Consider the following 21,591-nt stretch of genomic DNA (forward strand, 5'->3'; position numbering starts at 1 on the left):
TTGCTTCCACTGAATTTTGAGGTAGGGGTCTTACTGCCCACAAATAGCGGGATAAAAAGAAGGTATCTCATTTCGGTGAGATACCTTCTTTTTAATCTTTCTTCAATCTTCGTGCAACACCATTCCCTAAAGACTGCAACCCTTGAACGAGGATAATTAAAATAAAGACGGTTGCATACATTACTTCAGGTTCATAGCGTAAATGTCCGAAGCGATATGCTAAGTCTCCTAGCCCGCCAGCACCTACAAGTCCAGCCATTGCTGTTGCGCCAATTAGGCCAATGGTTGCGATTGTTAATCCGAGTACAAGAGATGGACGTGCCTCTTTAACCATGACGTGCCAAATGATTTTAATAGTAGAAACCCCCATCGCTTGATAGGCTTCAATGACGCCGCGATCCACTTCTAATAAAGCAGTTTCCATTAAACGTGCAATATAAGGGGCTGTGAATACGACAAGTGGTACGATAACACCTTTCACGCCAATGGATGTTCCCATTAGAAACTTTGTGAAAGGTAAAATAAAGAATAATAGAATGATAAATGGAAGAGAGCGAATGACATTAATAACTGTATTAAGAATAGGATAGATGAGTTTATTTTCCCGCTGTCCACCAGGTCTCGTTAAAACCAGTGTGACACCAAGAGGTAATGCGATAAGGATAGAGATAAGTAATGAAATAGATGTCATTTGAAATGTTTGGATTGTTGCTTCCCATATGACGTTACCCCATTCATCCAAAAAGGACTTGTTTCCCATAGTCTGTTCTACCTCCCTCTACGATGATCCCTTGTTCTTGTAAAAATGATAAAGCACGGTGTACTTCATTTTCTTCCCCTTGCATATGAACGACAAGTTTCCCATATGCCTCATGTTTTAACTGTGTAATATTACCGGATAAAATGTTCGGATATACTTGGAAGCGTTTTGTAGCAACAGCTAATGCTGGTTTTCCTGAAGAATTTCCGATAAAAGAAAGAGTTACAATTTCACCAGTAGTTTGCAGTTCTTTCTGTACGTCTTCTGGAATTTTCGCTGCAAATGCGCTATTTACAAATTTCTTCGTCGTTATATGTTGTGGGTTTGTGAAAATATCTTTCACAGTCCCGCTTTCGACTACAGATCCATGTTCCATAACAGCAACGCGGTCACATATACGCTGGATGACATTCATTTCATGTGTAATGAGTAAAATCGTAATTCCGATTTCTTCGTTGATCTTTAATAGCAAATCAAGGATGGAATCGGTTGTTTCTGGATCTAATGCGCTTGTTGCTTCATCACTTAATAAAACTTCAGGTTCATGTGATAGTGCACGAGCAATTGCAACCCGCTGTTTTTGGCCGCCAGAAAGCTCACTTGGATATGCATCTTTTCGATTAAAAAGATCGACAATACGTAAATACTTTTCTACTCTTTTTCCAATTTCGGCTTTTGGAATGCCGGCAAGGCGTAAAGGTAATGCGATATTTTCATAAACAGTAACAGTTTTAAGTAAATTGAACCCTTGAAAAATCATTCCGATTTTTTGTCTCGCTTTTGCTAGTTCTTTTGTCGATAAAGTTGTTAAGTCTTGATTGTTTACAATGATATTTCCTGTCGTTGGTTTTTCTAATAAATTTACACAGCGGATTAATGTACTTTTACCAGCACCGCTATATCCGATGATTCCAAATACTTCGCCCCTTGCTACTTTAAGAGAAGTTGATTTAAGAGCTTCGACATTCCCTTTTTTTGTTGAAAATACTTTGGAAATATTTTTTAATTCAATCATTATCGTCAGCTCCTACCAAGACGGTAAAACAGAACCATCAAATTTTTTCTCGATAAACTCTTTTACTTCTTTAGATTGATAAGCTTTCTTTAATTTATTTACAACTGCATCATCTTTATTTTCGGTACGAACAACGACCCAGTTTACATATGGTGAATCTTTTCCTTCGCGGAAAATGGAATCTTTCGCTGGGCTTAATTTTGCACCTAATGCGAAGTTTGTGTTAATTGCAGCTGCTTTCACTTCACTTAGCTGCGTTGGTAATTGAGATGCCTCTAATTCAACGATTTTTAAATTTTTCGGGTTTTCAATCACATCTTTTGCAGTCGCTTTTTCTGTAGCCTTTGGATCTACTTTTAAAACCCCTGCTTTTTCAAATAGCTTTAAAGCTCGAAGTTCATTCGTTGGATCATTTGGTACAGCGATCGTATCGCCCTCTTTTAATTCTTTTATATCTTTTAAGCTTTTTGAATATACGCCCATAGGGAAGGTTACTGTTGAAAATACTTCAGTTAATTTCATATTGCGTTCGGATTTAAATACGTCTAAATATGATTTAGTTTGATAGCTATTTACATCAAGGCTTTTTTCATCTAAAGATACGTTTGGTGCTACGTAATCATTAAATACTTTTACATCAATTTCGAGGCCATCTTTTGCCGCAACTTCTTTTACCTTTTCAAAAATTTGTTCATGTGGTCCACCTGTTACGCCGACAGTAATCTTTTTCTCATCCAGTGCTTTAGCCTCTTTATCTGAACCTGGGCTACATGCGCCTAATAATAATACCGCCCCGCTTACAATACTTAATAATACTTTCTTCATTTATAATTCCCCCTTAATATACGTTCCAAAATAAAAAGCACCTCTCAAAATAAGAGAGGTGCCGAATAGACAAAATAGGTTCCTCTCTTATCTTCCAAAACGAAAATTCGTTTTGCAGGAATTAGCACCTTAGCTTATACGTTATAAGCTCGGTTGCCGGGCATCATCGGGCCAGTCCCTCCGCCACTCTTGATAAGAGTTTGTGTATGTAGTTTTTTAATATGGTACTAATAGTAAATCTTACAACGGGGATTGTCAATAATGTTTTCTGAATATATTTTATTTTAAGGTAATCGAAACATTCCCTTTTTTATGCCCTGTCTCTACGTACATATGGGCCTCTCCAATTTCTTCTAACGGGTAGGTTCTATCAATAACAGGCTTTAGATTTTCTGTTTCAGTTAGTTTTTTTAGTAGAATCATATCGTCTTTGCTTACCTTTGCCATCATTCCATTAACAGATACATATTTACCAGTAGGCGTTAATACTTTTTGGCAAAGGGATTTTTTAATTTTTCCAACTGCATCAAAGATAATATCGTAGCGTTCATCTCGCTTTGTAAAATCTTCTTTCGTATAATCAATTACTTGATTAGCTCCTAAAGATTGCACTAGTTCAAAATTTGAATTACTACAAATAGCCGTAACGGTTGCGCCGAAATGTTTAGCAAGTTGCACAGCGGCGGTACCTACTGATCCAGAGGCACCATATATGAGAACTTGTTGCCCTTTTCGTATATGTCCTTTTCTCAGGAAATGTAGTGCTGAAGTTCCTCCAAATGGAATAACGGCAGCTTCTTCATATGTTAAGTTATTTGGCTTTAATGTAAGTAACCCACTTTCATGTACACATGTATATTCAGCATAAGCACCCGCATGAAGCCCGGTTAATGCAAAGACTGAATCCCCCTTTTGAAATTGAGTCACATCCATTCCTATTTCTTCGATCTCTCCAGCTAATTCTACGCCAAGTATAGGGTTTCTCGGTTTTCTAAGCCCTAATACAAGTCGCATAGGAATCCAAAATAAAAGTGGACTAGTAAAGCTTCGCATTCTACAATCTCCAGTGGTTACACTTGTTGCATGAATCCTAATTAATACTTCATTTTTTTTAGGTGTAGGTTTCTCTACATTTTGGAGCTGTAGAACACTAGGTGGTCCATATTTTGTGCAAATAATTGCTTTCATAATGACCTCCTGAAATGAGTTGTTTTTCTTTACATCATATTTAAGTGTTTCTCTAAACATGTTGTTATGAGAGGAATAAAATTAGATAGAAATATTAAAAAAATATGGATTTAAAAGGAAAATAGATGATATCCTTTTGGAAAGGAGGGGGAATTATGAAAAAATTTATTTTAATTTCTAGTTTAGTCCTTACGGTTAGTTTAGGTGCAGGGTGTAGTAATGAGAAAACAACAAAAACTGATGAACCGAAAAAAGAATCGGTACAAAAAGAGAAGGAATTAGCAGCGAAGGATGTTTTCAAGAAAGCGAATGAGGCTTTTAAAAATGAAGAAAATGTAACGATGACATATGATGTAGGGATAAAAGCTGAAGGGACAGAGATGGATGTACTAAAGGCTAAAATGCAATTAGAGCCAAAGAAAAAGAATTCTCGTTCTGAGATGAATGTTTCTGGTACAGATATTGTAGTTTATACTGTGGATGGTAAAGTTGCTGGTCAGGTGAAAAATCCGAATACAGGAGAAGTTATATCTGTACCGGAGGAGCAATTAAATGCTAGCGGAATGAAAGCAACTCAAGATATTGTAGATAATTTAGAAGTGCCAGCAGTAGTTTTAGATAAACTGAAGATGGAGAAAAGCGGAGACAAATATAAACTGAAGTTCATATTAAAAGGGCAAGAGACAGAAAGTATGTTAGCTAGCGTGGATGAAACACAAAAGAAAATGCTACAAGCACAAAATGCAAAGATAGAAGAAGTGAATGCAGAATATATCATTACAAAAGACTTTAAATATGAATCAGCAAAGATAGATATGATTATGAGTAGTAATGGTACAGATAAAGCGCACATTATGACTGATGCAAAATTCACATCGTACGAAAAGTTCGAGCCAATACAATTGCCAGCAGCAAAGTGATAGTTTTGATGAGGGAGGGACCTGAAATAAGTGGGCTCTCTCTTTTTTGTTAATACTTTCTTCTTAGGAAAATAGGTACAATATGAAGAGGAAGAATGCTAGAAGAGGAGAGTGCCATTTGAAAAAAAGAAAGATAGTAGTTGTCATTATAGCGTATACGGTGTTGTTAACAGCGTCTATACATACGTATAAAAAACAACTTGATCATCCTATTATGAGTGATGTAGGTAAATTGCTTCCAACAAAAATAAAACGTGTTGAAAGTGCTACGGATGAGCACTCATTAATAAAATTAGTGCAAGATGCAAGAGTCTCAGGAGAGAAGATTTCTATTGCAGGTATGCAACATAGCCAAGGCGGACAGACGTATTATCCGAACGGTACGATGCTTGATATGAAAGGGTATAATAAAATATTAGAATTTGATCCAGAGAAGAAGCGGATTACAGTTCAAAGTGGTGTCACGTGGAATGATATTCAGAAGAAAATTAATCCATATGGTCTTGCAGTTCAGGTGATGCAATCGCAAAATATTTTTACAGTTGGAGGCTCATTAAGCGTAAACGTACATGGGCGTGATATTCGTCACGAAGCCTTAATTGATACAGTAGAGTCGTTCAGATTGTTAATGGCAGATGGTACTGTACGTAATGTAAGCAGGGAAGAGAATAAGGAGTTATTCCCTTATGTCATTGGTGGTTACGGATTATTTGGTGTGATTTTAGATGTGACGCTGAAGTTAACAGATGATGAATTATATGAAATGCACACAAGAATGCTAGATTATAAAGAATATACGACGTATTTCAAAGAGAAAGTAAGAAAAGATGAAAATGTTCGTATGCATTTAGCTCGTATTTCTGTTGCACCAAATTCATTTTTAAAAGAGATGTATGTGACGGATTATATATTGGCACAAGATCAAAATATGAGAGCAGAGTACAGTGAATTAAAAGAAGAAAATATTATAGCTGCGCCGAAATTTTTACTCGGATTAGCCCGTTATAGCGATTGGGGAAAGAATACATTTTGGGATATACAAAGAAGTTATTTTGAACGTACAGATGGAAAGTATGAGACGCGAAATAATGTTATGAGATCAGATAGTGCTTTTATGGAATATGAAAATCCGAACCGTACAGAAGTGTTACAAGAATACTTTGTACCCATAGATTCTTTCACGGAATATATAGATGATTTACGTAATGTATTAAGTGAAGAAGAGCTGAACTTGCTCAATATTACGATTCGTTACGTGGAGCAGAATGAAAATGCAGTTTTATCCTATGCGAAAGAGGATATGTTTGCGCTGGTGCTTTTAATTAACCAGGGGCGTTCTGAAAATGAGATAAAGAAAACAGAAGCTGTGATTCAGAAGATGATTGATGTTACTTTAAAATATAACGGTAGTTACTATTTGCCGTATTATTCTTATCCAACGAAAGAACAGTTAAAGAAAGCATATCCTCGTATAGAAGAGCTTTTTCAGAAGAAGAAGGATGTAGATCCAGAAGAGAGATTTGTGAATTTATTTTATAGGGAGTATACGAAATGACATATAGAAGATTTGTAGCGTCACAAAGTATCATTATGATGGCTGGAAGTATGGTATTTCCTTTTTACATTCTATTGCTCCGGAATGTTGGAAATAGCTTCTCTCAGTTTGGTTGGGCATATGGCTTATTTGCTTTAACTTCAGCACTTGTATATCCGCTAGTAGGAAAGATGTCTGATAGAGTAGGAGATAGAACATTATTAATAATATACGCTTGGTCCATGGCGATATTAATGCTTTGTTTTCCGATTGCCACAGAAGTTTGGCATGTATACATTCTTCAAATTGTAATGGGAATTTTAGGCGCTGTACAGCGTAACACTGAGAAAACGTCTTTAGCAAGAAAGGTGATGCAGGAAAAGGCAGGATATGAGATTGGAAAATACCATGTTTGGACATCGATTGGAGGAGCAGTAGCAATTATTGCAACGGGGTATTTAGTGGATTTCTTTACAATTGGTACGATTTTTTATATTGCATCTATCTTATATGTAGTGAGTGGAGTTGTATTAAGTAGTAAAAAAATATAATTATTCCTATTTTCACCTGAATACCCTTTATTTGTTATACTAAAAGGGAAGACAAAAGAAAAGGGGACATTGCCTTTGATGAAATTTTTAGTTTTAGCTATTCTCACTTTGTTTTTGATTCCATGGACAAGAAGCGGTAGGAAACTTCGAACGGTGGATAAGAAAGGAGATGAGAGAATTGTAAAGGGTAAGAAATCATCTATTTTAGTTATTCCTATTTTATTTTGGATTGGTATAGCAATCTATGAATATCTTTGGCTAATTGATGATCGCGTAGATTCGATTCTTACTCATTATTCTGTTGCAGTAGCAATTTTAATTGGGCTTGTTTTATTTTCACAGGATAAGGTAGGGAAATTAGAAGGTACATTAAAAGGACTTTTAATGTTTGTTTTACTTGCAAGTTACGGTTATTTTGGTTATTTGCATGATATAGTAATCACGCAAAAGAAATATGATTCTGTTGTTAAGGTAGAGAAAGATATTTCAGAGCCATTTACTGAAAATGATCAGCCGTTTACAGTGCCGCCTAAAACAGCGGAAAATAAAATGAAAAAGGTATTTGGGGATATCCCCAAAGTAGCTTATTTTGAACTAGGCGAATTAACACCACAAATGGTAAACGGTGAAGCTTTATATGTAGCACCGATTGAAGTTTCAGGCTTTTTTAAAGCACGTAAAGCTGAAACAATTCCAGGTTATGTAACGATGTCAGGTACAAATCCTGATGCGGAAGCGAAACTACATCTCGGTTATAAAATGAAATATGTACCAAGCATGTTTTTCGGTAATAAATTAGAACGTGTCGTTCGAAAAGCAGAACCAGATCTAATCTTTAAAGGGAAACCTAAATTTGAAGTTGATGATAAAGGGAAACCGTATTATACAATGACGTACGGTGAATTTATTTCAGGAAGATCTGGATTTGAGGTAGAGGGTGTTGTTGTAGTAGATGCACAAACAGGTGAAGTGAAAAGATATGATAAAGGAAAGGCACCTAAATTTGTTGATGGTGTATTAAATCACGAGACAGCATCTACGTTAAATACGTATTTCGGTAAATATATTCACGGATTTTGGAATACAAAATTCTCGCAAACTGATATGAAGATTCCGACTGAGTGGGGAACGAAAGAAGGAGTCACACCAATCTTCGGTAAGGATGGAACTCTATATTACTTTACTGATTTCACCTCTCCAAAAGAAGGCGTAGACTCTGCGTTAGGTTACTCACTCATTGATGCAAGGACAGGGAAGTTATATTACTATAATGGAAAAGAAGTAAAAGGAATTATGGATGGTTCGGCTGCTACAGAAGTAGTGGATAATTCCTTTAAGAGAGAGAAATGGCATGGAACGATGCCAGTTATTTATAACGTGTACGGTAAACCTTCTTGGATTGTACCTGTCATTGATGACGGGGGATTAGTACGTGCGCATACTGTCATATATGCTTCTAATGCGAAAATATTTGCAACAGGTTCGACGCAAAAAGAAGCGCTTGAGAACTATAAAAATGCGCTGAGCGGAAGTGGAGATTCATTTAGACCGACTTCAAGTGGAAAAGAAGCACAAAAAGAAGGTATTGTACAACGTGTATATAAAGAAAAATCAGGTGAAAATACAATTGTATACGTACTGTTAGAAAATGAACAAAAAGTATTTATGATACCTGCGAAAAAATTCCCGTATGCTATGTTTACGGAAGTGGGAGATCCAATTCAAATCACATATTTAGATACAGGAGAGGCGATGTCTTCCGTATCTAAGTTTACAAATAGCAATTTGAAAAAGTAAAGCGATAGAATTTCTATCGCTTTTTTTTTACAATATGAAACAGGAAAATACGCTATACTTGACGTATGTTTATGTTGTAACTATAATTGTTACGATTCAGTATGTATAGGAAAGGGTGAATGGAAAAAGTGAATGGAGTTAATCAAGAAATATATAAGCCTGTAAAGACAAACAGGTTATGGATGATTCTTGTACTAGGGACACTTACAGCGATTGGGCCATTATCTATTGATATGTATTTGCCTTCTTTACCGAAATTAACGGATGATTTACAAACGGGTGCATCCCTTGCACAGCTTACGTTGACAGCTTGTTTACTGGGGTTATCAGTAGGACAATTATTTGTCGGTTCCATTAGTGATATTTACGGAAGACGTAAACCTCTTATTATTGCTCTTATTATTTATGTTGCTTCTTCTTTACTTTGTGCTGTTGCGCCATCTATTTGGACTTTAGTATTATTGCGCTTCCTACAAGGAGCTTCAGGATCAGCCGGGATTGTTATATCTCGTGCAATGGTACGTGATATGTACTCAGGTTCTGAAATGACGAAGTTTTTCTCACTGCTCATGTTAGTCAACGGAGCAGCACCTATTTTGGCGCCGATTATTGGAGGGCAATTATTACAGTTCACAACATGGCGCGGTGTCTTTATTGTTCTTGGAGCAATTAGTGTATTCATGTTAATATCGGCTACGTTTGTATTACGTGAAACATTGCCTCCGGAAGAAAGAGAGACTGGTGGTTTATCAGGAACATTAGCTACGTACGGGAAATTGTTAAAGGACCGTTTATTTATGGGATATGCATTGTCACAAGGATTAGTAACAGCGGCAATGTTTGCGTACATTTCTGGTTCACCATTTGTGTTACAAAATATATACGGGGCATCACCACAGCAGTTTAGTTTATTCTTTGCGATTAACGGTATCGGTATTATTATTGCCAGCCAAGTTACTGGTCGTTTAGCAGGAAAAGTTAGTGAGAAGATATTATTTGTTTCTGGCATCATTATTGCGGCTGTTGGTGGTCTATCTTTACTACTGACAATTGTATTAGGACTAGGTTTAATTGGTGTTTTATGCTCGTTATTCCTTGTTGTATCAAGTGTTGGGGTTGTATCAACAACTGGATTCTCGTTAGCGATGAGAAATCAAAAACAAGCTGCAGGAACAGCATCAGCTTTATTAGGTTTATTACAGTTCATTTCAGGAGCACTTGTTGCACCGTTAGTAGGTATTGGTGGAAGTAATACAGCATTGCCGATGGGTGTTGTTATTGCACTTTGTGAAGTGGGAGCCGTGTTATGTTATTTATTTATGGCGAAACGAAGTGAAAAGCAATTTGATTTGCAAAAAGGATCAAATATAGAAGTATAGGAAAATAAAAAGCGATGACATGTTGTCATTGCTTTTTATTTTTGGAATGTAAATCTAATTATTCTGTAATTTCATTGTTTTCGATTTATTGTTTGCTTATAATGGATATTGGGTCTGTCTTATATTCTGTAAAGAGTATAGGGTGGTATAGATAATAGAATGGTATCAATAATAGGGGAGGAATATTTTTTATGTTTAAAAAGGTAAGTGCAGTAACTCTTGTATCACTTTTAGCTTTATCTCCTGTTGCAGCGTTAGCGGCACCGGAAGATAATAATGTGAAGCAAGTAAATGTGGAAAAAGTAGATAAAGAAATTGAAGATGGAAATAACGATGCGAAATTAAAAGAACTAGAACAAAAGAAAGATCAGAATCAAGGAAATAAAGAAGTTTCTAAAGAAATAGAGCAGACTATAAAACCAGAAGAAAAGAAAGAATTCAAAGAATCAAAACCTAGTGTAGAAAAGAAATTGGAATCAGTAGAAGAAAATAAACAAGAGCAAAAGAAAGAGAATATAGGACAAAAAAATGTAACACCTGCAAAGCCGGTAGCACCGTCAGGACAAGTTACTAATAAACCGTTAGCGCCACCTTCTTCAAAAGTAGATGAAGAGGAAACAATAGATGTATCTAATTTTAGTGGGAACGTAGTAGGAAAAGCAAAATGGGATCCGAAAGAAAATCATTATGTATTAGATATAACAGCAACAGTAACAAATAACTCTAAGGAAAAGGCAAGTGACCTTTATATTGGTATAGCTATACCAAAGGGATTAGATGGAGATTTTGAAGATGTCCATGGAGTAGAACTTGAGGACGGTTCTGAGGCGATTGCAATTCAATTGCCAGAAATGGATGCGGGTAAAACAGTTACAAAAAATATTAAGATTCCTGTTTTAGGAAATGTAGCCGGTGAAAAAGTAAGTAAAGATATCGAATTATATTTAATTGATCATGCAAATAATGAATATGAGCCTCTTGGGAAAATTAAAGGGAGTGCTAATATTGATTTCTCAGAAATGAACAAAGATATACGTTTTGAAGGGAAAGTAAAGGCAACAACATGTGTACAGAATTTAGGGGAAAATCAATTTATACTAGATTTCTTATTAACAACTCAGAATTTAACAATTGAGGACTTAAAGGGATTTGATGTGGAAATTGATGTTCCAAAAGATATTAAATTAACAATTCCTGACCATTATAAGCAAGCAGAAATTCCTGATTATTTAAAGGATGCTTCTTTACAAGAAGGGCTTCATGAAGGGGCAATGAATCTAGATATTAAATGGAACGGAAATGTAGCGACAATCCCAGTGCAAGCAATGGAAGCAGGAGAAGGATCTGTATTATACTTCCAAATTGTTGGTGAAACGGCTAAAAATTTAAAAGATTTAAAAGTGACCTTTACTGCAAAACGTGGAGATCAAACTGTAAAGAAACAAGTAGCGATTGAAAAAGTAGAGAATAAAGACTGTAAAAAGAAAGATGATAAAAATACAGCAGGAAATAATAATGGTGAAGGAACTGGAAATAATACACCTAATACAAAAGAACCAAATTCAAATCAAGTAATCGATAAGCCAAATCAAATTACACCAACACCAGTTACACCGACACCAGTTACACCAACAAAAGTAACTCCAACACCAGTAACAGTGAGTGATAAAGCAACTTTGCCAAAAACAGGTGCTTCACAAAATGATAATTTACTTACATTAGTGGGTGTTGCTATGCTGGTGGGAAGTGTTCTCGTCCATAAACGTAGTCGTATGAATGTGAATAAATAAGAAGCGGTAAAGATACATAGTAAATTTTCCGTTTGAAAAGACCTGGTAAAGTTATTACCAGGTCTTTTCATATCTATATTTTAGTTCTTTATGTGTGCTTACTACAGTACTGTGAGGTGGCAATACAGTAAAGTAGTGCAAAAGTTACTTGCATAAAGTGACGATACTGTGACAAAAATGTATGTATATATATTACGATATCGTCTTAAGTGTTAAAAATAGAGCATTCTCGGTATAATAACAAGTAGAGATAAAAGAAACTATAATTATAAGTAGCTGTAGATAAAAGGAGAAAATGAAATGAAGAAGGTTTTGGGTATTGCTGTAATGGGAAGTATGATCCTCCTCGCGGGGTGTAATGGAAATAAAGATACGAAAGAACCACAAAAATCGCAAGAAAAGGTAGAGCAATCTACTGAACAAACAGAAGAGATGAAAGTGTATCGCGAGGTACATGAAAAGTATGATGTGAAGATGAATAAAGAAATTAATAAAGCATTACAGTTATTTGAAATTGCAAAAGAAAAGGGCGGTAAGGAAATAACTAATGCTAAATATAAAGAAGACGTGCAAAAGGTAACAACGGATATGTTAGAAGATATCGATCACATGCGCAAAGAAATTCGTGTGCCGAAGTCAAAAGAAAAAGAACATGAGTTATATGTTGGTTTCTTGAATGAATCGGAACAAGCGATGAAAAAATTACAGAAGTTAGCTAAAGAAGAAGATTCATCATTGATTCGTGATATCGAAATTAATTTCTCAACAGCATCGACATACTATAAACGTTTTCAAGAAGAAACGAAAAAATAACCTTGCGCATGCAAGGTTATTTTTTTCTCATCATCACGGTCTTCATCCGCACATACTAACACCTATCGTTCTTCATGAAATTCGGAAATGATTTGTCCGGCAATGTTATCAAAGGGAGTGTAAACAGAAGTGATATTTTTCTTTTTAATAAAGACGTTGATAACTTAATTAATCAAGCAGAAGATATTATGTTTACAGAATATCCTTTAATCCCGCTAGTATTCCAGGCAGACTCTTATTTACAAAAGTCATCTGTATTTGGGTTTAGGATCTCAATCAAGCTTACGGTATGCTAAAAAATAAAATAAAGAAGTAGGCAACTGCCTACTTCTTTATTTTATTTCTCTTTTATATTCCTTTTTCGTTCCATCAGAGAAGACAACTTCTAAATCGAATTTTTGGTAGTCTTTATCAAGTTTGAACACGTTTACTACTTGATCGATTACTTCTTGGTCAGGAGTATCTTTATCAAATTTTAACTCTTGTAGAAGTGGGCTTAATTTTGTAATAGCCTCATCTCCTGTTAATTTTACATCTGCTTTATGATCTTCGATTTTTGCTTCCATTTTCTTATCAGCTGCTACATTTTTATAATCAGCTTCGTAGTCTTTCTTTGTATCTTGATAGTCTGCCTTTAAATCGAATTTATTGAAGTTTAACTTTAAATCAGCAGGAGCTTCATTCTTTGCCTCTTCTGTAGTCTTTTTATTAGAAGTTGTGTCTTCTTTTGCAGGAGCTTTACATCCTGTTAATGCAGGTACTAGCATAAGAGCTAATAAAACTGATAGTAGAATTCTCATTATAAATTCCTCCTTATGTAAATTCGTTCTATACAAGTTTTTCCCAAAATCATGTAATTATGTATGTGTTGAAAATAAAATATTTTCTTATACCTTTGAGGGTTAATCCGCAATTTAAATCAAAACTGATTTGTATGTATATGGTAAATTGAAGCTGTGAGGAGGTACTGAAATGCATGAAGAATATAAAGAGATGATAAAAAAAGCAATCGAATATATAGAGAATCATTTAGATGAAGAGCTTACAACAGAACGAGTGGCATTCCATAGTGCAGTATCGATGTACCATTTTCATCGTATTTTTCAAAGTTATATCGGGATGAGTGTAACGGATTATATTCGAAAGAGAAGATTAACTCATGCTGCACAGGCTTTAGTGTCGACTGAAAGAGCGGTTATTGATATTGCAGTGCAATATGGTTTTTCCTCACAAGAGGCATTTACGAGGGCTTTTAAAAGAATGTTTCAATTCCCGCCAAAGAAATATCGAAAATATTTTCAATCATTTTATATTGAAAGAGAGGGTGTTTCGATGCAAAAAGGTATACCGAAAGGGTGGATATTAAGTGGAAGTCATCCTGCTGAATATGAGATGGGTTTAGATTATGAAGTTGTCCATCAAGGAAAAGTATCCGCATATATAAAGGCAAAAGAGGACGTTACGCATGGAGGATTTTCAACATTAATGCAAATGTTCCGAGCGGATAAATACATAGGTAAGAGATTACGTTTAACAGCATTTGTTAAGAGTGAGAATGTAAAAGACTGGGCAGGATTGTGGATGCGAGTAGACGGAAAAGATACTGAGCCTATTGCTATGGATAACATGCAAAATCGTCCAATAAAAAATACGAATAACTGGCAATCATACTCGGTTGTACTAGATATAAAAGAAGAGGCGCTTGGTATTGCATTTGGTGTTTTATTATCAGGAGAAGGCTGTGTATGGCTGGATAGCATTCGGTTTGATGAAGTGGATGAAAAAATTCCTGTAACGGATTTGGCAGAAAGCTTTTATGAAAAACTCTTAGAAGAACCGGTGAATCTGCAATTTGAAGAAATAGAAAAGTAATAAAGTAAGGAGAAAATATATGCTCAAATATGTAAAACTAATAAGTATTAGCTTAGTAATATCGTCGTGTATTATGGGAATCAACTATTTAATTAGTTATCTTTGGTCAGGACATATACCTTCTTTGACGTGGAAAACATATTTGATGTTTATGTTTATATTTTTTATGAGTTTTAGCTCAATACAAAAAGAAGGGAAAGAGGGTTATTGACGATAGTCTTCTTCTTATTTCTTTCATTAACACATAAATGCTTATCACTGTATTCGGGATTATTTCCCGCGATACACGCAGCGAACGGTTATTATACAATAATATTTGGTGGAGTTAGTTTAGAGGGAAATATTATTTCATTATTGTTTATTATTTTAGATACACAATTGGTAGCAGGAATCACTCTAGTTATAAAAGGAATAGCAAAGGGAAGAAGTCCTGTAGTTAAAGAAGTATAAAATAAAAAGGTATCCTTCAATTGGATACCTTTTTAGTAGAAACATGATGATTAAAATTGTATCTTATTTCTCAATTTTTGCCCATTTGAAGTTTAATTGACCGGCAAAGTCTACTTGCACAATTCCTTTCACATAAGAACGTTCTAAATAAGATTCTCCTTTTTGGTAGAGAGGAGCGATAACAGAGTCTTTAAATAATATTTTCTCTGATGCTAGTAATGCATCAAAGCGGGCTTTTTCATCACCGGCTAAAGTCGTTTTCACCTTTTCGATTGTGTCATCAAACTCTTTATTAGAGTAATGATCTAAGTTGTAAGGGTTATTCGTTGTAAACAGTTCAAGGAATGTAATTGGATCAGCGAAGTCAGGGCTCCAACCATCAATTCCAATTTCATAGTCACCTTTTAATAAGAGTGAAACTTGTTGTTTACGCGGTTGTGGTTTTATATTTACTGTTAAGCCATCTAAATTCTTTTCTAGTTGTCCTTTTAGGAACTCACCAGTTTTCTTCTCAAGGTCCCCGTCACTTGTTAATAATTCTAATGTGATCTTTTCAGAACCAAGTTCTTTTTTTGCTTTTTTCCATAATTCTTGTGCGGATTTTGTATCAACTTTTGTTAAATCACCGTTTGTAGCACGGAAGTCTTTTCCATCAGGCCCTTTTGCAAAGTTTTTTGGCACGAGACCATAGGTTGGTGTAGATCCATCATTTAATAGCGTATTTACAAAGGATTTTCGATCAATTGTTTGATCAATTGCTTGGCGTGCAGAAACGTTTTGAAGTACTTTATTTTGTTGATTCATACGTAAAAATTGTACTCCTACGTTTGGACGTTCTTTAAAGTTAGCATCCTTTTTATATTTATCAACGAAATCAGATGTTAGTTTGATACGATCTAATTGTTTAGATTCGAATAAGTTCACTTCTGTTGATTTTTCTTTTACGACGTTAAAATTGATTTCTTCCAATTTGACAGTATCTTTATCCCAGTAGGTAGGATTTTTCTTAAATTTAAAGCTTTGTTCATGCTTCCAATCACTTAGTGTAAAAGCCCCGTTGTACAAAATTGTATTATCTTCTAAAGCGTACTTATCACCTTGTGCTTTAAAGAATTCTTCGTTAATTGGTAGAAATGTTGGGAACGCCGTTAAGCTAATAAAATAAGGAACAGGACGCTCTAATTCTACTTCAAACGTATGGTCATCAACTGCTTTTACACCAAGTTGATCGGCTGGAAGTTCTTTGTTGTTAATTTGTTTTGCATTTTTAATATCAAAGAATAAAAAAGCGTATTCAGAGGCTGTTGCTGGATCAACGGCTCTTTGCCAAGCGAAGACAAAGTCTTTCGCTGTAACAGGAGTACCATTTGACCATTTGGAATCTCGTAAATGGAATGTGTATTTCGTTTTATCGCCACTTACTTCATGAGATTTTGCAACACCTGGGACAGGGTTGTTACCTTCACCAAGATTATACAAACCTTCAAATACGTTTCTCATTACTTGACCAGAATCAGTATCTGTAGCACGAGCTGTATCCATTGTTCGTATTTCAGTAGGTGAAGATAAGTTTAAAACCTGTTTACTAGGTGCCTCGTCTTTTGCATTTGCTCCGCTGGCTTCGTTTTTATAACTACCACAACCAGTTAATAAAATACTTACTCCTACAACTGATGCAATACCGGGTACAAACTTCTTTTTCATTTGATTTTCCTCCTAGATAATTAATAAGATTGGATGATGATGAGGGAAATGAAAAATAAAAAATCCCTCTTTTCTGATTGAGAAAGAGGGATTTTCATATACAAGTTATGCATCAGTATATAAACGAAGTCCCTCATTCTATCTTTCAAGCATAAAGCTTGCAGGAAGTGGCACAGTATTCAAAATGAACCTGCTGCCGAGGTTTCAAAGGGCCAGTCCCTCCACCTCTCTTGATACAATGAGTAAACAAATAAATTTTATTAATTTTTGTGTTTCTTTGATAATTCAAAATCTTACACCTTGAAGAATGAAGTGTCAATTGAATGCAATATAGTTTAAATTTTCAGTTTTTTTAATTTAAAAAAACCACTGCCTTATGCAGTGGTTTTCCTACTAGAAGTTAAAGTTATCTGGATCTGGACCAACGCGATGGTTTTCATTTAAAGCTTGAATCGCGCTCATATCATCAGCACTTAATTCAAAATCGAATATATTTGCATTTTCAATAATACGATGTTCTTTAATAGATTTAGGGATTGTTACAACTTCATTTTGTAGATCCCAGCGTAAAATGATTTGTGCAGTTGATTTATTATATTTTGTCGCGATTTCTTGTAATGCTGGGTTATCAAGGAGTTGGCCCTGCATTAATGGTGACCAAGCTTCAAGCTGAATGTTATGTTCTTTACAGAAAGTATGCAATTCTTCTTGCGTTAGACGTGGATGGTATTCTACTTGGTTAACCATTGGCTTAATCTCAGCGATTTCAAACACGTCTTGCAGATGGTGAATGTGGAAATTACTCACACCGATAGCACGAACACGGCCATCTTTATAAAGCTTTTCTAACGCTTTCCATGATTCAGTATATTTTTCTTTTACAGGCCAATGTACTAAGTATAAATCTAGATACTCAAGGCCTAATTTTTCTAATGTAGTTTCAAACGCTTGAAGTGTTGATTCATAACCTTGATCGCTATTCCATACTTTTGATGTGATAAATAATTCTTCACGTGGAACGCCTGATTCACGGATTGCTTGTCCAACGCCCTCTTCGTTTTGATAGATTGCAGCAGTATCAATGCTACGGTATCCATTTTTGATTGCTGCTTTTACAGACTCAATTACTTCTGAACCATCTTCTACTTTAAAAACACCTAAACCGAACCAAGGCATTTTTACACCATTATGCAATGTTGTATAGTCTTTTAAACTTGTTACACTCATATTATTTCCCCCTAGCTTTTTTGTTTGTTGCTTCTACTGCGTTTTGAATTGCTTCTGAAAAATTATATTCATATAAAGTTTTGAGACCTTCAGCTGTGGAACCGCCTGGTGTTGTTACTTGTTCGCGGAGGTTAGCTGGATCTTGCGTCTGTTCAAGCATAGAAGCAGAGCCAGAAATCATTTGAATGACAAGGTGTTTTGCGGTTGCTTCATCGACTCCATAACTTTTTGTTGCTTCAATCAAGCTTTCAGCAAAGTAATAAAGGAAGGCTGGTGCACTTCCAGTAACTGCAGTAAGCTGATGAATTTCTTCCTCGGTGCAAAGTTGTGAAGTACCAATGCCTCTTAAAAGCAGTTGCAGGGTGTCTTGATGCATCTCGTTTACTGATTGTCCCATTGTATATAAGGAGATAGACTTACCAATTTCAGCAGCTGTATTTGGCATAATCCAAGCAACAGGTGTGCCCCCGGGAAGTCTTTCTTCTAAATAAGATGGTCCGATTCCGGCAGCTACTGTTACGACAAATTGGTTGGTTAGAAGAGGAGATAACTCCTTTAATAACTGTTCATGTGCAGCAGGTGGCATCGCTAAAACAATCGTATCAACAGATGCAATATGCTGCTTCCAATCTGTTGTAGTAGACACATTATATTGCCCTTGTAATTGTTCTAGTTTTTCTACGTTGCTTCGGTTGGAAACGATAATCTCTTCGATGTATTCTCTGCTTGTTTTCAGTAATCCGGAAAATATAGCTTCTGCCATACGACCGGCACCAATAAATAAAATTCGATGTTTATTTTGCATATCCTTTATTCCTTTCTAGTGGAGATATGTTATAAAAAACGATACCATCTTTAAGAGAATTTTGTAAAAAGAAAAGGCTTATAGTGAAAAGAATGAAATTGGAGGGAGGAGGATTGATACAAAAAGGTTATAAATATTATTATATTTGAAAAATAGTTGTAATTAAAAAATCCCTGAAGTAGTTATACTTCAGGGATTAATAGCATATAAGTCTATGCTTTCGTCATACCAAGCAATACGGCGCCGCCGATAATTAGAACACTACCTAGTGCAATAAAGATCAATTGGCGTTTTGTTTTCTTTTCACCTAAGAAGACAATCGCACCGAATGTTGAGATAATGATACCAGTTTGAGATAATGGGAAGCTTGTTGCGACTCCGACACGTGGTAGTGAAAGAAGTAAGAATAAGTTTCCTGTTCCCCATAGTAAACCAGATAAAGCATTACGAATGGCATATTTGTTAAATGGTTTATGTTTAGATGTCAGTACAACTGCTCCAACGAACATACCAACTGCCTGCGGTAAAATAGCAGACCAACCATCGATATTGTACCAACGAATAATAATTACATATACAAGATAGCCGAAAGTAGAAACAATTAAAGTAAGAAGTCCTTTTTTCAATTGTCCTGGTGGCTGTGCATTTTCTTTATCATCTAATGAAGTGAATACAACACCAACTACAATTAATAGGATTGCAATCGTTCCCATAATGATCGTTGTAGTAGTAGTCCACTCATGAAAAGCGATAACCCCAAAGATAGAAGTTGCAACAAGTTGCATACCAGTAGAAATAGTTACAGTAGTTGAAACACCTAACTTTTCAACTGTTTTTAATTGGTTTACTTGTCCTAAAGCCCAGAATAAACCTGAAATAAAACCAACAATCAAGATTGTCATTGTTAAAGCTGGTTGAGTAAATACATACATAACTGTTGCGAAGAATAGAGCACCGATTGTCATACCTACCGTTTGGCTATATGCACCACCGCCCATTTTTACGCTTACTAATAAGATGTTTCCCCATGCAATTGCAGGAAGAAGCGCTAATAAAATGTCCATTACAAGACTCCCTTCGTTTTGCTATACCAATATAATTACATATCGTTCTAACGATCGGTAATGCCCCACTAATAGAGTAGAAGATTACCGATCGCTAAAACAGGATGAAGAACTTACGATATAAATGCGTTTTCATTTCTTCATCTTTTCAAACACCTCCATATAATAACAGGAAATTGACTGTTTTAGAAAGTGAATTCAAATAAAATGTATATTTAAATAAAAAGTAAAATTCAGTTATTAATCAAACCATTTTATTTTTCGGGAAATAAAAAAAGCAGCTTTTGTCGAAAGCTGCTTTAGGAAGTGGTAATTCGTTTATTAATGAGTTGAATACATAATAAAAATAGAAGTGACATGCTAATCGTTATGATGACAAGGGTCCAAGCGAGTTGCATATTACTTGCATCGATAGCCATGTAAATGGCGGTTGGGATTGTCTGTGTTTTCCCAGGAATGTTTCCGGCAAACATGAGTGTAGCACCAAATTCTCCTAGTGCACGAACAAAGCTTAAAATCATACCGCTTAGTAGTGCAGGAAATGCAAGCGGAAGTGTAACGTGTAGAAAAACTTGATATTCACTTGCGCCAAGGTCGCGAGCACCGTCCTCAATTTGCATATTTGCGACAGAGAATCCTGTTTTCGCTGATTGATACATAAGAGGAAATGCTACGACTGTAGAAGCAATGATAGCAGCAGTAGATGTAAACATAATAGACTGCTGAAATAATGATTCAATCCACATTCCAATCGGACTGTTATTTCCAAAAATGATAATGAGAAAAAAGCCGATAACAGTTGGTGGAAGCACCATTGGTAATAAGAAAATAGTTTCTAGTAGTACTTTATATCGCCACGAGGATCGCGCTAATGTTCGTCCAATAATCGTTCCCAAAATCGTAACGATAATGGTGGCGCACGCAGCTACTCGCAAAGATAGAAAGACAGGTGACAAAATTGTATCAAAGCTCATAGCAATTATGGCAGGATTGTAAATCCATATTTCTTAAAGATAGATTGTGCATCTTTTGACTGTAAATACTCATAAAACGAAGTCGCCTCTTTCTTATGCTTTGATTCTTTTATAACGCCTAAAGGATAGTGGATTGGCCCATGAGAAGTAGCTGCTGCCGTCTCACCAATCTTTACTTTATCCGAAATGAGGGCATCTGTTTTGTACACAATACCAGCATCGACATTACCTGTTTCTACATATGTTAACACTTGGCGAACATCTTTTGTAAATACGATTTTATTTTGAACGTCATTCCAAAGATTTTCATGTGTAAGAGAAGCCTTTGCATATTTTCCAGCAGGCACAGATTCAGGTGTACCAAGTGCGATCTTTTTGATTTTCTCATCTTTTAAGTCTTGAAATTTTGTAAGAGAACTATCTTTTGGAACGACTAGAACTAGTTCGTTTCCAAGAAGGTTTTTTCCTTCTTTTTCATCAATGAAGCCTTTTTTAACAAGGGTTTGGAATTTATCTTCTGCTGCAGAGAAGAATAAATCAGCAGGAGCACCTTGTTCAATTTGTTGTTGAAGTGCCCCAGAAGCACCAAAGTTAAAAGAAAGTTTAATATTTGGCTCTTTCTCTTTATATTGTTTTTCAATTTCTTTTAATGCATCTTGTAAGCTTGCAGCAGCTGATATAGTCAGTTCGACTGTTTTTTCCTCTTTAGCAACTGACTTCTCTTTCTTTTCTTCGCTTGTACAAGCAGCACTAAATATAAGAAGGGAAGAAAGTATAAGTGCCCCAATGAATCGTAATGTGAATTTGTTCATAAAAAAATCCCCTTTCATGTACTATGTTAATTATAACTAATTATATCTAAATATAAATAGTTATAATTGAATATAATTAGAAATATGTAATTCTACTTAAAAGCTAGGAGA

At 35.4% G+C, this 21,591-nt stretch carries 22 protein-coding genes and 2 riboswitches; of the genes, 10 read left to right on the forward strand and 12 right to left on the reverse strand.

Annotated features, from left to right (window positions below):
* Positions 1 to 91 precede the first annotated feature (91 nt).
* From COI75_RS04980 to COI75_RS04995, 4 genes are all read right to left on the reverse strand, one after another.
* The gene (locus COI75_RS04980) at positions 92 to 760 is read right to left on the reverse strand and encodes a methionine ABC transporter permease (protein WP_000527156.1); all 669 of its coding nucleotides are present in this window, start codon (positions 758 to 760) and stop codon (positions 92 to 94) included.
* Positions 735 to 1,775: a methionine ABC transporter ATP-binding protein gene (locus tag COI75_RS04985; protein ID WP_000571300.1), complete on the reverse strand. Its 1,041-nt coding sequence runs from the start codon at positions 1,773 to 1,775 to the stop codon at positions 735 to 737. The genes COI75_RS04980 and COI75_RS04985 overlap by 26 nt, the downstream gene beginning before the upstream one ends.
* Positions 1,776 to 1,787: 12 nt before the next feature.
* Positions 1,788 to 2,600 (reverse strand): MetQ/NlpA family ABC transporter substrate-binding protein, encoded by an 813-nt coding sequence (locus COI75_RS04990; RefSeq protein ID WP_000756986.1) that lies wholly within the window; start codon positions 2,598 to 2,600, stop codon positions 1,788 to 1,790.
* An 84-nt stretch (positions 2,601 to 2,684) separates the two neighbouring features.
* A riboswitch (SAM riboswitch) is annotated at positions 2,685 to 2,799 on the reverse strand.
* Between the two features lie 80 nt (positions 2,800 to 2,879).
* Complete coding sequence (locus COI75_RS04995) at positions 2,880 to 3,788, reverse strand: NAD(P)-dependent alcohol dehydrogenase (RefSeq protein WP_000643868.1); 909 nt, start codon at positions 3,786 to 3,788, stop codon at positions 2,880 to 2,882.
* Positions 3,789 to 3,943: 155 nt separating this feature from the next.
* Here COI75_RS04995 and COI75_RS05000 point away from each other — a divergent pair, with 155 nt between their 5' ends.
* The 7 genes from COI75_RS05000 (at position 3,944) to COI75_RS05030 (ending at position 12,572) form a co-directional block, all read left to right on the forward strand.
* Positions 3,944 to 4,708 carry a hypothetical protein gene (locus tag COI75_RS05000; RefSeq protein WP_000713526.1) on the forward strand — a complete coding sequence of 255 codons (765 nt, stop codon included), beginning with the start codon at positions 3,944 to 3,946 and terminating at the stop codon, positions 4,706 to 4,708.
* 118 nt (positions 4,709 to 4,826) lie between these two features.
* Positions 4,827 to 6,263, forward strand: a complete 1,437-nt coding sequence (locus COI75_RS05005) for an FAD-binding oxidoreductase (protein ID WP_000746309.1) — start codon at positions 4,827 to 4,829, stop codon at positions 6,261 to 6,263.
* A complete protein-coding gene (locus COI75_RS05010) occupies positions 6,260 to 6,793 on the forward strand; it encodes an MFS transporter (protein ID WP_000222366.1) in 534 nt (177 codons plus the stop codon). The genes COI75_RS05005 and COI75_RS05010 overlap by 4 nt, the downstream gene beginning before the upstream one ends.
* Before the next feature lie 78 nt (positions 6,794 to 6,871).
* The gene (locus COI75_RS05015; protein ID WP_000670915.1) at positions 6,872 to 8,590 is read left to right on the forward strand and encodes a DUF3981 domain-containing protein; all 1,719 of its coding nucleotides are present in this window, start codon (positions 6,872 to 6,874) and stop codon (positions 8,588 to 8,590) included.
* Positions 8,591 to 8,709: 119 nt separating this feature from the next.
* On the forward strand, positions 8,710 to 9,969 hold the full coding sequence (locus tag COI75_RS05020; protein ID WP_000416916.1) for a multidrug effflux MFS transporter: 1,260 nt from the start codon (positions 8,710 to 8,712) through the stop codon (positions 9,967 to 9,969).
* 191 nt (positions 9,970 to 10,160) lie between these two features.
* Positions 10,161 to 11,759 carry an LPXTG cell wall anchor domain-containing protein gene (locus COI75_RS05025; protein WP_000475290.1) on the forward strand — a complete coding sequence of 533 codons (1,599 nt, stop codon included), beginning with the start codon at positions 10,161 to 10,163 and terminating at the stop codon, positions 11,757 to 11,759.
* 300 nt (positions 11,760 to 12,059) lie between these two features.
* Positions 12,060 to 12,572 (forward strand): hypothetical protein, encoded by a 513-nt coding sequence (locus COI75_RS05030; RefSeq protein WP_000756537.1) that lies wholly within the window; start codon positions 12,060 to 12,062, stop codon positions 12,570 to 12,572.
* Positions 12,573 to 12,634: 62 nt separating this feature from the next.
* Here COI75_RS05030 and COI75_RS05035 read toward each other — a convergent pair whose 3' ends face one another.
* Entirely contained in the window at positions 12,635 to 12,733 is a 99-nt protein-coding gene (locus COI75_RS05035) for a DUF3951 domain-containing protein (RefSeq protein ID WP_080013392.1), read from the reverse strand.
* Positions 12,734 to 12,904: 171 nt separating this feature from the next.
* A complete protein-coding gene (locus COI75_RS05045) occupies positions 12,905 to 13,372 on the reverse strand; it encodes a YusW family protein (protein ID WP_001221559.1) in 468 nt (155 codons plus the stop codon).
* 172 nt (positions 13,373 to 13,544) lie between these two features.
* Here COI75_RS05045 and COI75_RS05050 point away from each other — a divergent pair, with 172 nt between their 5' ends.
* Genes COI75_RS05050 through COI75_RS27605 form a run of 3 tightly spaced genes read left to right on the forward strand, consistent with a single transcriptional unit; the run spans position 13,545 to position 14,894 of the window.
* Positions 13,545 to 14,444 carry a helix-turn-helix transcriptional regulator gene (locus COI75_RS05050; protein WP_000544214.1) on the forward strand — a complete coding sequence of 300 codons (900 nt, stop codon included), beginning with the start codon at positions 13,545 to 13,547 and terminating at the stop codon, positions 14,442 to 14,444.
* Positions 14,445 to 14,463: 19 nt separating this feature from the next.
* Positions 14,464 to 14,655 carry a hypothetical protein gene (locus COI75_RS05055; RefSeq protein WP_000922539.1) on the forward strand — a complete coding sequence of 64 codons (192 nt, stop codon included), beginning with the start codon at positions 14,464 to 14,466 and terminating at the stop codon, positions 14,653 to 14,655.
* Positions 14,652 to 14,894: a hypothetical protein gene (locus COI75_RS27605; protein WP_000156948.1), complete on the forward strand. Its 243-nt coding sequence runs from the start codon at positions 14,652 to 14,654 to the stop codon at positions 14,892 to 14,894. Before COI75_RS05055 ends, COI75_RS27605 begins: the two co-directional genes overlap by 4 nt.
* Positions 14,895 to 14,957: 63 nt before the next feature.
* Here the strand turns inward: COI75_RS27605 and COI75_RS05065 are convergent, their stop codons facing one another.
* The 6 genes from COI75_RS05065 to modA form a co-directional block, all read right to left on the reverse strand.
* A complete protein-coding gene (locus tag COI75_RS05065; RefSeq protein WP_000726489.1) occupies positions 14,958 to 16,598 on the reverse strand; it encodes a peptide ABC transporter substrate-binding protein in 1,641 nt (546 codons plus the stop codon).
* Between the two features lie 135 nt (positions 16,599 to 16,733).
* Positions 16,734 to 16,838: riboswitch (SAM riboswitch) on the reverse strand.
* Between the two features lie 153 nt (positions 16,839 to 16,991).
* The gene (locus COI75_RS05070; protein ID WP_000117534.1) at positions 16,992 to 17,825 is read right to left on the reverse strand and encodes an aldo/keto reductase; all 834 of its coding nucleotides are present in this window, start codon (positions 17,823 to 17,825) and stop codon (positions 16,992 to 16,994) included.
* Position 17,826: 1 nt separating this feature from the next.
* Positions 17,827 to 18,630, reverse strand: coding sequence for a pyrroline-5-carboxylate reductase (gene proC, locus COI75_RS05075; RefSeq protein ID WP_001179928.1), 804 nt, complete (start codon positions 18,628 to 18,630; stop codon positions 17,827 to 17,829).
* A gap of 212 nt (positions 18,631 to 18,842) precedes the next feature.
* Entirely contained in the window at positions 18,843 to 19,694 is an 852-nt protein-coding gene (locus tag COI75_RS05080; protein WP_000353550.1) for a GRP family sugar transporter, read from the reverse strand.
* A 299-nt stretch (positions 19,695 to 19,993) separates the two neighbouring features.
* Positions 19,994 to 20,668 carry a molybdate ABC transporter permease subunit gene (modB, locus tag COI75_RS05085; protein WP_002095957.1) on the reverse strand — a complete coding sequence of 225 codons (675 nt, stop codon included), beginning with the start codon at positions 20,666 to 20,668 and terminating at the stop codon, positions 19,994 to 19,996.
* 5 nt (positions 20,669 to 20,673) lie between these two features.
* The gene (modA, locus tag COI75_RS05090; protein ID WP_001032222.1) at positions 20,674 to 21,480 is read right to left on the reverse strand and encodes a molybdate ABC transporter substrate-binding protein; all 807 of its coding nucleotides are present in this window, start codon (positions 21,478 to 21,480) and stop codon (positions 20,674 to 20,676) included.
* Positions 21,481 to 21,591 lie beyond the last annotated feature (111 nt).

The organism is Bacillus cereus, assembly GCF_002564555.1.
Lineage (GTDB): Bacteria > Bacillota > Bacilli > Bacillales > Bacillaceae_G > Bacillus_A > Bacillus_A cereus_K.